The organism is Streptomyces murinus, assembly GCF_002154555.1.
Lineage (GTDB): Bacteria > Actinomycetota > Actinomycetes > Streptomycetales > Streptomycetaceae > Streptomyces > Streptomyces murinus.
This window is the reverse complement of record NZ_MUNF01000175.1, coordinates 19001-29014: the sequence shown is the minus strand read 5'-3', so window position 1 is coordinate 29014 and position 10014 is coordinate 19001. Positions and strand designations below refer to the sequence as shown.

Below are 10014 nucleotides of genomic sequence, written 5' to 3'. Positions count from 1 at the left end.
GGCCATCCGACCCCGGCCATCTGACCCCGGTCGCCCGGCCGGGTGATGTGAGGGGCGTTCGCTGGCGCGGCGCGGCCGGGCCGGGACAGAGTTCCACCGGCAGCCGGGTTTGCAGACGCGCACGGCAGGAGGGGGGCGGTGCGCGTCTGCGGCTGATCCGTCGTGGCTTGTCGCGCAGCCGAGCAGCCCCTTGCGGGGCCACTCGGCTGCGCCTACGGCACCGCTACGCGTCGCCCCCCGCCGCCCCCGGGTGCGCCGCCGTCACGTCCAGCACCTGGTACCGGTCGATCGCCTGCTTCAGCACCGAGCGGTCCACCCGGCCCGCCCGCGCCAGTTCTGTGAGCACCGCCACCACGATCGACTGCGCGTCGATGTGGAAGAAGCGCCGCGCCGCCCCCCGCGTGTCGGCGAAGCCGAAGCCGTCCGCGCCGAGGGACTGGTAGGGACCGGGGATCCAGCGCGCGATCTGGTCCGGCACCGACCGCATCCAGTCGGACACCGCCACGAACGGCCCCTCCGAACCGCTCAGTTTGCGCGTCACGTACGGCACGAGCTGCTCCTCCTCCGGGTGCAGGAGGTTGTGCTGCTCGCAGGCCACCGCCTCACGCCGCAGCTCGTTCCAGGACGTCGCGGACCACACCGAGGCCCGTACGTTCCAGTCCTCCGCGAGGATCCGCTGCGCCTCCAGCGCCCACGGCACCGCGACGCCCGACGCCATGATCTGCGCCGGGACCGCACCGCCGGGACCGTCGGACAGCTTGTGGATGCCCTTGACGATGCCCTCGACGTCCACCCCGGCCGGCTCCGCGGGATGCTGGATGGGCTCGTTGTAGACGGTGAGGTAGTAGAAGACGTCCTCGCCGTGCGGGTGCTCCGCCGAGCTGCCGTACATGCGGCGCAGCCCGTCCTGCACGATGTGCGCGATCTCGTAGGCGTACGCCGGGTCGTACGCGACGCACGCCGGGTTCGTGGAGGCCAGCAACTGCGAGTGCCCGTCGGCGTGCTGCAGGCCCTCGCCGGTGAGCGTCGTACGGCCCGCCGTCGCCCCGAGGACGAATCCGCGCGCCAGCTGGTCGGCCATCTGCCAGAACTGGTCGCCGGTGCGCTGGAAGCCGAACATCGAGTAGAAGACGTACACCGGGATCATCGGCTCGCCGTGCGTCGCGTACGCGGAGCCCGCCGCGATCAGCGAGGCCGTGCAGCCCGCCTCGGAGATGCCGTCGTGCAGCATCTGGCCGGTCGGCGACTCCTTGTAGGCGAGGAGCAGTTCCCGGTCCACCGACTCGTACTGCTGACCGAGCGGGTTGTAGATCTTCGCGCTCGGGAAGAAGGAGTCCATGCCGAACGTGCGGTACTCGTCCGGCGCGATGAGTACGAAGCGCCGCCCGATCTCCTTGTCCCGCATGAGGTCCTTGAGCAGCCGTACGAAGGCCATCGTGGTCGCGATGGACTGCTGACCGGTGCCCTTCTTCACGGTCGCGTACGCCTTGTCGTCCGGCAGCGCGAGCGCCTTGGAGCGCACCACGCGCGTGGGGACGTACCCGCCGAGGCCCTTGCGGCGGTCGTGCATGTACTGGATCTCCTCCGAGTTCCGCCCCGGGTGGTAGTACGGCGGCAGGCCGGACTCCAGCTCCCGGTCGGAGATCGGCAGGTGCAGCCGGTCCCGGAAGCGCTTCAGGTCGTCGACCGTCAGCTTCTTCATCTGGTGCGTGGCGTTGCGGCCCTCGAAGTTCGGGCCCAGCGTCCAGCCCTTGATCGTCTTGGCCAGGATGACCGTCGGCTGGCCCTTGTGCTCATCGGCCGCCTTGAACGCAGCGAAGATCTTGCGGTGGTCGTGGCCGCCGCGGCCCAGGTGCAGGATCTGGTCGTCGCTCAGGTTCTCGACCATCGCGCGTAGCCGGTGGTCGTCGCCGAAGAAGTGCTGGCGGATGTAGGCGCCCGACTCGGTGGCGTACGTCTGGAACTGCCCGTCCGGCGTCATGTTCATCTTGTTGACCAGGACGCCGTCCCGGTCCTGCGCGAGCAGCGGGTCCCAGGAGCGGTCCCAGATCAGCTTGATCACATTCCAGCCGGCGCCCCGGAAGACCGACTCCAGCTCCTGGATGATCTTTCCGTTGCCGCGCACCGGGCCGTCCAGGCGCTGGAGGTTGCAGTTGACCACGAAGGTCAGGTTGTCCAGGCCCTCCCGGGCCGCGAGCGTGAGCTGGCCGAGCGACTCCGGCTCGTCCATCTCGCCGTCGCCGAGGAACGCCCACACATGCGACTTGGAGGTGTCCGCGATGCCGCGCGCCTCCATGTAGCGGTTCATCCGCGCCTGGTAGATCGCGCCCAGCGGGCCCAGGCCCATGGAGACCGTCGGGAACTCCCAGAAGTCCGGCATGGAGCGCGGATGCGGGTAGCTGGACAGCCCGTTCGGGTACGCCGACTTCTCCTGGCGGAAGCCGTCCAGCTGGTTCTCGGTGAGCCGGTCCAGCAGATAGGCGCGGGCGTAGATGCCGGGGGAGGCGTGGCCCTGGAAGAAGACCTGGTCGCCGCCGTCGCCCTCGTCCTTGCCGCGGAAGAAGTGGTTGAAGCCCACGTCGTACAGGGACGCCGAGGAGGCGAAGGTGGCGATGTGCCCGCCCACTCCGATGCCGGGGCGCTGGGCGCGCGAGACCATCACGGCCGCGTTCCAGCGCGTCGCGTTCAGGATCCTGCGCTCGATCTCCTCGTTGCCCGGGAAGAACGGCTCGCTCTTGGTCGGGATCGTGTTGACGTAGTCCGTGCTGCGCATCTCGGGCACGGCCACGCGCTTCTCGCGGGCCCGCTCGATCAGCCGCAGCATGAGATAGCGCGCCCGCTCCCGGCCGCGCTCGTCCACGACCGCGTCCAGGGAGTCGAGCCACTCCTGGGTCTCTTCGGGATCGAAGTCAGGAACCTGACTCGGAAGGCCGCCAATGATGATCGGGGTGCGATCGGATCCGGAAGCCACGCTGTTCCTTACCTGTCGGAGGGCCGGTTGTCGCTGCTCGTGCCTACTGCTCGTAGACGCTGCCGCTCATGCCTACTGCCAGTGCCCGCGCCGTTCCCCATCGTGTACCTCGGGGGGACGTCCGTCATCTCCACCTGCGCCACCCCGCGTACCGCCGGAGCACACCGCCGGTCAAAACGCAACGATACGCCCGGGGTGTGACGCGCTTGGCAAAGTTGTTCGATGGTTCCATGCGCGGATGATTCCGCTGAACGCAAACCGGGCACATGCGGGTGATGTGGGTGGCGAGGAATCGAGATACGGTGCCAGGAGTTGCCACGACACGGCCGGTATCGTCACCGTTTCGGCGGTCCGGACGGCCGGGTACTTGCGCTATCCGCCCCGCCCGTGTGGACTACGGCCAATGCTTCGCGCACGCGCGTGGCTGAGATATTCACCAGACATGATCAGGAGGCAACCCGTGAGCGCGACCGCGGACCACGCGGAGGAGCGGACGAACCCTGCCGCCAGGCTGGGGTTCCAGCCCGGACAGGTGGTCCAGGAGATCGGCTACGACGACGACGTCGACCAGGAACTCCGCCAGGCCATCGAGGAAGCCGTCGAGGGCGACCTGATGGACGAGGAATACGACGACGTGGCCGATGCCGTCGTGCTCTGGTTCCGGGACGACGACGGCGACCTGACGGATGCGCTGGTGGACGCCACCACGTACATCGAAGAGGGCGGCGCGATTCTGCTCCTCACGCCGAAGACCGGCCGTTCGGGATACGTCGAGCCGAGCGACATCTCGGAAGCCGCGACGACGGCCGGCCTGACCGCCGCGAAGAGCGTCAGCGTCGGCAAGGACTGGAGCGGCAGCCGGCTGGCCACGCCGAAGGCGGCCAAGTCGAAGCGGTGACCGCTACCGGACGGGCCGGATCTCGCCCCGGCCCGTCCGGAACCCAGGTGATCGCTGCGTAGGGTGGACCAGAGCGTTTGCTGTGCTCTCACCCGAACAGCCCACCGAAGGGAAGCACGACATGGCGATCCAGGTCGGAGACAAGGCGCCCGACTTCGAGCTCAAGGACAACCACGGCCGCACCGTGCGGCTCGCCGACTTCCGCGGCGAGAAGAACGTGGTCCTGCTCTTCTACCCCTTCGCCTTCACCGGCGTGTGCACCGGCGAGCTGTGCGAGCTGCGTGACAACCTGCCGAAGTTCGCCGACCGCGACACCCAGCTGCTCGCCGTCTCGAACGACTCCATCCACAGCCTGCGCGTCTTCGCCGAGCAGGAGGGTCTGGAGTACCCGCTGCTCAGCGACTTCTGGCCGCATGGCAACGTCTCGCGCGACTACGGCGTCTTCGACGAGGACAAGGGCTGCGCGGTGCGGGGCACCTTCATCATCGACAAGGACGGCGTCGTGCGCTGGACCGTGGTCAACGGACTGCCGGACGCGCGCGACCTGAACGAGTACGTGAAGGCGCTCGACACCCTCTAGTCGGCCGGTCGGCCGAACCTGGGAACCTTCGGGTCCAGGGTCTGCGGGGGGCGGGAACTCGTCACTAGGATCGGCTCGTTGATCCCATATCCGAAGCACGACGGGGCTCCCCGCCCCTCGACACCACATGGAGGACTCGTGGGAGTCAGCCTCAGCAAGGGCGGCAACGTCTCGCTGACCAAGGAGGCCCCGGGCCTGACCGCCGTCATCGTCGGACTGGGCTGGGACGTGCGCACCACGACCGGCACCGACTTCGACCTCGACGCGAGCGCGCTGCTGCTGAACAACTCCGGCAAGGTCATCAGCGACCAGCACTTCGTCTTCTTCAACAACCTCAAGAGCCCCGACGGCTCCGTGGAGCACACCGGTGACAACATCACCGGTGAGGGCGAGGGCGACGACGAGCAGATCAAGATCAACCTCGCCGGCGTGCCAGCCGACGTGGACAAGATCGTCTTCCCGGTGTCGATCTACGACGCCGAGAACCGCCAGCAGTCCTTCGGCCAGGTGCGCAACGCGTTCATCCGCGTCGTCAACCAGGCAGGCGAGGCCGAGATCGCCCGCTACGACCTCAGCGAGGACGCCTCCACCGAGACCGCCATGGTCTTCGGCGAGCTGTACCGCAACGGCGCGGAGTGGAAGTTCCGCGCCATCGGCCAGGGCTACGCGTCCGGGCTGCGCGGCATCGCCCAGGACTTCGGCGTCAACGTCTGACGTCCGGGAGCTGGGACACCGTCCGGCGCCGCGCCGTTTACGGCCGGCGCCGGACGCGCAGGAAACAGGAAGCACTGTCAGGGGAGGACCAGCAATCATGGGCGTGACGCTCGCCAAGGGAGGCAATGTCTCCCTCTCCAAGGCCGCACCGAACCTCACCAACGTCATGATCGGGCTCGGCTGGGACGCGCGCTCCACCACCGGCGCCCCCTTCGACCTGGACGCCAGCGCGCTGCTGTGCGGCGCCAACAACCGGGTGATGGGCGACGAGTGGTTCGTCTTCTACAACCAGCTCAAGAGCCCGGACGGTTCGGTCGAGCACACCGGCGACAACCTCACGGGTGAGGGCGAGGGCGACGACGAGTCGATCCTGGTGGACCTCCCCAAGGTCCCGCCCCAGTGCGAGAAGATCATCTTCCCGGTTTCCATCCACATGGCCGACGAGCGCGGACAGACCTTCGGACAGGTCTCGAACGCGTTCATCCGGGTGGTCAACCAGTCGGACGGTCAAGAACTCGCCCGGTACGACCTCAGCGAGGACGCCTCCACCGAAACCGCCATGATCTTCGGCGAGCTGTACCGCTACCAGGGCGAATGGAAATTCCGGGCGGTCGGTCAGGGGTACGCGTCGGGGCTGCGCGGCATCGCTCTAGACTTTGGGGTCAACGTTTCGTAAAGCCGTGCTCGGCGCGGGGGAGACCCTCATGGGAATGGGAGGCGCCCCCACAACACGATGGGGTAACCAGTGCTACTGAAAACCTTCGGCTGGTCGTTCGCGGTCACCGCGCTCGGCTTGGTCGCCGCCGTCTTCTACGGGGGGTGGGAGGCCTTCGGAGTGGTGGCGATCCTCGCCGTCCTGGAGATCTCGCTGTCCTTCGACAACGCGGTGGTCAACGCCGGAATCCTGAAGAAGATGAACGCCTTCTGGCAGAAGATCTTCCTCACGGTCGGCGTCCTCATCGCCGTCTTCGGCATGCGGCTGGTCTTCCCCGTCGTCATCGTGGCCATCACTGCCAAGCTCAACCCGATCGACGCGGTGCACCTCGCCTTCGCCGACAAGGACCGCTACCAGCAGCTGGTCACCGACGCCCACCCGGCGATCGCGGCCTTCGGCGGCATGTTCCTGCTGATGATCTTCCTGGACTTCATCTTCGAGGACCGGGACATCAAGTGGCTCCAGTGGATCGAGCGGCCGCTGGCCAAGCTCGGCAAGGTCGACATGCTGTCGGTCTGCATCGCCCTGATCGTCCTGCTGGTCACCTCCTTCACCTTCGCCACCCACGCCCACCAGCACGGCGGCGCGCACATCGACAAGGCGCAGACGGTCCTGATCTCCGGCATCGCCGGCCTGATCACCTACATGATCGTCGGCGGTCTCTCCGGCTTCTTCGAGGAACGCCTGGAGGAAGAGGAGGAGCGTGCGCACGAGGAGGAGGAAGAGGCCGCCCGCACCGGCAAGAAGAAGTCGGCCGTCCTGCTGGCCGGCCAGGCCGCGTTCTTCATGTTCCTCTACCTGGAGGTCCTGGACGCATCCTTCTCCTTCGACGGTGTGATCGGCGCCTTCGCCATCACCAACGACATCGTGATGATGGCCCTCGGCCTCGGCATCGGCGCGATGTACGTCCGTTCGCTCACCGTCTACCTGGTCCGCCAGGGCACCCTCGACGACTACGTCTACCTGGAGCACGGCGCCCACTACGCGATCGGCGCCCTGGCCATCATCCTGATGGTCACCATCCAGTACGAGATCAACGAGGTGATCACGGGCCTCGTCGGCGTCGTCCTGATCGCCCTGTCCTTCTGGTCCTCCGTACGGCGCAACCGGGCCCTCGAAGCGGCCGGGGGCGGCAGCGGGGAGAAGGCCGAGGTCCCCTCCGGGGTGTGACACCCTGATCCATGAGGAACGCTCTGTTCGGGGCGGCGGGCACGGCCGGCCGCCCCGAACTCATGCGGACGACGACCTGGGGGCGGGACATGGGCTTCTTCGACGGACTGCTGGGCGCACGCGCGGTCGACTTCGACTCCGGCAACGCCACCAACGCCATCGAGCTCACCAAGCGGCGCCAGTCGGCCTCCCTCACCAAGCAGGGCGCGGCCACCGGGCATCTGCGCGTCAACCTCACCTGGCGGATGCGCACCTCCGACTTCGGCGCCCAGCGCCCCAGCCTGCTGCGGCACCCCCTCAAGGCCCTGAAGCCGCCGGAGATCCAGGGCCACGGACAGAGCATGGTCGACGTCGACCTCGACCTGGGCTGCCTGTACGAGCTGACCGACGGCACCAAGGGCGTCGTACAGCCGCTGGGCGACTACCTGGGCGACATCAACGCGGTGCCGTACATCAAGATCAGCGGTGACGACCGGTTCGGCTCCGGCTCCGGCGAGACGATGTACATCAACCTCGACCACCGCGAGTCCATCAAACGGATCCTGGTCTTCGTCTACATCTACGACCAGACCCCGGCGTTCGACCGCACCCACGCCCTCGTCACCCTGTACCCCAGCAGCGGCCCCCGCCTGGAGATCAGCCTGGACGAACGGCACCCCCAGGCCCGCTCCTGCGCCGTCCTGCTCATCGAGAACGTCAAGGGCGAGCTGATGGTCCGCCGCGAGGTCAAGTTCGTCTACGGCTTCCAGGCCGAACTGGACCGGCTGTACGGGTGGGGGCTCCAGTGGGGCCGGGGTTACAAGACGAAGGTCTAGTCCCCGCCGCCGGCCGCTACCGCCCGATGAACTGCGGGCCCTGCGGCGGCAGCCGGAAGTTCGGGTCAGGAGTGAAGGGCACGGGCATGGGTCCCGGATAGCCGTACGTCGGTGCCGAGGCCGGCGGGGGGAAGGCGTATCCCGGCTGCGGCGGCACCGCCGACGTCGGCTGCTCCGGGGGCAGCGGCCGGGAGACCGTGACCCCCTCGTCCACCGTGGGCGGCGCCTGCTCCTCCGACTCGTCCACCGAGATGCCGAAATCCGTGGCCAGGCCCTTGAGACCGTTGGAATAGCCCTCGCCCAGCGCCCGGAACTTCCAGCCCTCCCCGCGGCGGTACAGCTCGCCGCAGATCATCGCCGTCTCCGCGCCGGTCTCCGGCTTGATCTCGAACACCGCCCACGGCTCGGCGTCGGCGACGGCGGCGTCGTACAAGGTGATGCTCAGGTTCGGCACCCGGTCGAAGGCGATCCCGTCCGCGGACGCGACCAGCAGGATCCGCCCGATCTCCGGCTCGACCCCGGTCAGCTCCGCCTGGATCGTGTCGGTCAGACCCTCGGTGACCCGCTTCTTGCCCAGCCGCCACACCTTCCCCGAGGGATGCCGGGGCTGGTTGTAGAAGACGAAGTCCTCGTCCGAGCGCACACGGCCGCCGGGGCCCAGCAGCAGCGCCGAGGCGTCCACGTCCGGGACCGACGTCCCCGGCGTCCAGCGCAGCACGGCGCGCACCGTGGTGGCCTCCAGCGGGACGTTCGACCCCTTCAGCATCGCGTGCGTCATGCCGTCATCCTGCCCTCTCGGTCCTGGCCACGACAATGCGGGGGGTGCCGGTGACCGACACAGTGGAGTTACCGGAAATTCACGCCAGGAGGGAACCTCGGACAGGTCACCCTACGTACTATTACCGGCCACCCTTTACCGAATCCTCAATCCCGGGTTGCGACTCTTGGGGGAGTCCTATGCGTCATTTCGGGCACATCGCCCCCGAGGCCCGGCAGCGCCTCTTCCACCGGGAGCCGTGCGAGTTCACCGCCGACTCCCCGGCCCGGCTGCTCGCCGCCGCCCTCGGCGCCACGCTGTACAGCCCGGCCACCCGGCCGCGGCTCGCCGACGACATCCTCCGGCAGGCGGGCAACGGTGTGGTCTCCATGGTGCTGTGCCTGGAGGACTCCATCGGCGACGCGGATGTGGCGGCCGGTGAGGAGAACCTGGTCCGGCAGTTCGCCGACCTCGACTCCCGGGCGGGCGCCGAGCCCCCGCTGCTGTTCATCCGGGTACGCACCCCCGAGCAGATCCCCGACCTCGTGCGCCGGCTCGGCGCGTCCGTGCGGCTGCTGTCCGGATTCGTGCTGCCCAAGTTCACCGGGGAGCGCGGCCTGCCCTTCCTGGAGGCCCTGACCGCCGCCGAGGCGGACGCCGGACACCGGCTCTTCGCGATGCCGGTCCTGGAGTCCCCGGAGCTGCTCTACCGCGAGTCGCGCGTGGAGACGCTGGAGGGCATCTTCCGCGCCGTCGACAAGTACCGCGACCGCGTCCTCGCGCTGCGCCTCGGTGTCACCGACTTCTGCTCCTCCTACGGCCTGCGCCGCGCCCCCGACATGACCGCCTACGACGTCCAGGTCGTCGCCTCCGTCATCGCCGACGTGGTGAACATGCTGGGCCGCGCCGACGGCACCGGATTCACGGTCACCGGGCCGGTGTGGGAGTACTTCCGCCTCTCCGAGCGCATGTTCAAGCCCCAGCTGCGGCAGAGCCCCTTCCTTGAGATGCAGGCCGTCGAGCTGCGCGAGAAGCTGCTGGAGCACGCCATGGACGGGCTGCTGCGCGAGATCTCCCTCGACCAGGCCAACGGCCTGCTCGGCAAGACCTGCATCCACCCCTCCCACGTCCTGCCCGTGCACACGCTGTCCGTGGTCAGCCATGAGGAGTACAGCGACGCCCAGGACATCCTGCGGCCGGAACGCGGCGGCGGGGGTGTCCTCAGGTCCGCCTATACGAACAAGATGAACGAGGTGAAACCCCACCGCGCCTGGGCCGAGCGGACCCTGCTGCGCGCGGAGGTGTTCGGCGTCGCGCACGAGGACGTCAACTTCGTGGAACTGCTCGCCGCCGGAATACCCGACTGACCTCTCCCGCACCGGGAAACGCATCCA

The 10014-nt window shown here is 68.3% G+C and carries 9 protein-coding genes; 7 read left to right on the top strand and 2 right to left on the bottom strand.

Features of this window, described 5'->3' with window-relative positions; all coding sequences use genetic code 11:
- Window positions 1-223: 223 nt before the first annotated feature.
- Window positions 224-2971: a pyruvate dehydrogenase (acetyl-transferring), homodimeric type gene (aceE, locus tag CCN72_RS12975; protein ID WP_085564539.1), complete on the bottom strand. Its 2748-nt coding sequence runs from the start codon at window positions 2969-2971 to the stop codon at window positions 224-226.
- Window positions 2972-3431: 460 nt separating this feature from the next.
- Between aceE and CCN72_RS12970 the strand changes: the two genes are divergently transcribed.
- The 6 genes from CCN72_RS12970 (at window position 3432) to CCN72_RS12945 (ending at window position 7863) form a co-directional block, all read left to right on the top strand.
- Entirely contained in the window at window positions 3432-3869 is a 438-nt protein-coding gene (locus CCN72_RS12970) for a DUF3052 domain-containing protein (protein ID WP_037661542.1), read from the top strand.
- Between the two features lie 121 nt (window positions 3870-3990).
- Complete coding sequence (locus CCN72_RS12965; protein WP_037661544.1) at window positions 3991-4449, top strand: peroxiredoxin; 459 nt, start codon at window positions 3991-3993, stop codon at window positions 4447-4449.
- 138 nt (window positions 4450-4587) lie between these two features.
- The gene (locus CCN72_RS12960) at window positions 4588-5163 is read left to right on the top strand and encodes a calcium homeostasis/redox stress adaptation protein (RefSeq protein WP_037661546.1); all 576 of its coding nucleotides are present in this window, start codon (window positions 4588-4590) and stop codon (window positions 5161-5163) included.
- Between the two features lie 97 nt (window positions 5164-5260).
- Window positions 5261-5839 carry a TerD family protein gene (locus tag CCN72_RS12955; RefSeq protein WP_037661547.1) on the top strand — a complete coding sequence of 193 codons (579 nt, stop codon included), beginning with the start codon at window positions 5261-5263 and terminating at the stop codon, window positions 5837-5839.
- A gap of 69 nt (window positions 5840-5908) precedes the next feature.
- Window positions 5909-7048 carry a DUF475 domain-containing protein gene (locus CCN72_RS12950; RefSeq protein WP_086807653.1) on the top strand — a complete coding sequence of 380 codons (1140 nt, stop codon included), beginning with the start codon at window positions 5909-5911 and terminating at the stop codon, window positions 7046-7048.
- Between the two features lie 89 nt (window positions 7049-7137).
- On the top strand, window positions 7138-7863 hold the full coding sequence (locus tag CCN72_RS12945; protein WP_086807659.1) for a TerD family protein: 726 nt from the start codon (window positions 7138-7140) through the stop codon (window positions 7861-7863).
- A 16-nt stretch (window positions 7864-7879) separates the two neighbouring features.
- Here the strand turns inward: CCN72_RS12945 and CCN72_RS12940 are convergent, their stop codons facing one another.
- A complete protein-coding gene (locus tag CCN72_RS12940) occupies window positions 7880-8641 on the bottom strand; it encodes a TerD family protein (protein WP_086807652.1) in 762 nt (253 codons plus the stop codon).
- A gap of 179 nt (window positions 8642-8820) precedes the next feature.
- Between CCN72_RS12940 and CCN72_RS12935 the strand changes: the two genes are divergently transcribed.
- Window positions 8821-9987, top strand: coding sequence for an HpcH/HpaI aldolase/citrate lyase family protein (locus tag CCN72_RS12935; RefSeq protein WP_086807651.1), 1167 nt, complete (start codon window positions 8821-8823; stop codon window positions 9985-9987).
- The last annotated feature ends 27 nt before the right edge of the window (window positions 9988-10014 follow it).

Bases quoted from the DNA above. Each gene is read 5' to 3' on its own strand.
- CCN72_RS12965 (WP_037661544.1), top strand. From the start codon at position 3,991: ATGGCGATCCAGGTCGGAGACAAGGCGCCCGACTTCGAGCTCAAGGAC.
- CCN72_RS12935 (WP_086807651.1), top strand. From the start codon at position 8,821: ATGCGTCATTTCGGGCACATCGCCCCCGAGGCCCGGCAGCGCCTCTTC.
- CCN72_RS12955 (WP_037661547.1), top strand. From the start codon at position 5,261: ATGGGCGTGACGCTCGCCAAGGGAGGCAATGTCTCCCTCTCCAAGGCC.
- CCN72_RS12940 (WP_086807652.1), bottom strand. From the start codon at position 8,641: ATGACGCACGCGATGCTGAAGGGGTCGAACGTCCCGCTGGAGGCCACC.
- CCN72_RS12945 (WP_086807659.1), top strand. From the start codon at position 7,138: ATGGGCTTCTTCGACGGACTGCTGGGCGCACGCGCGGTCGACTTCGAC.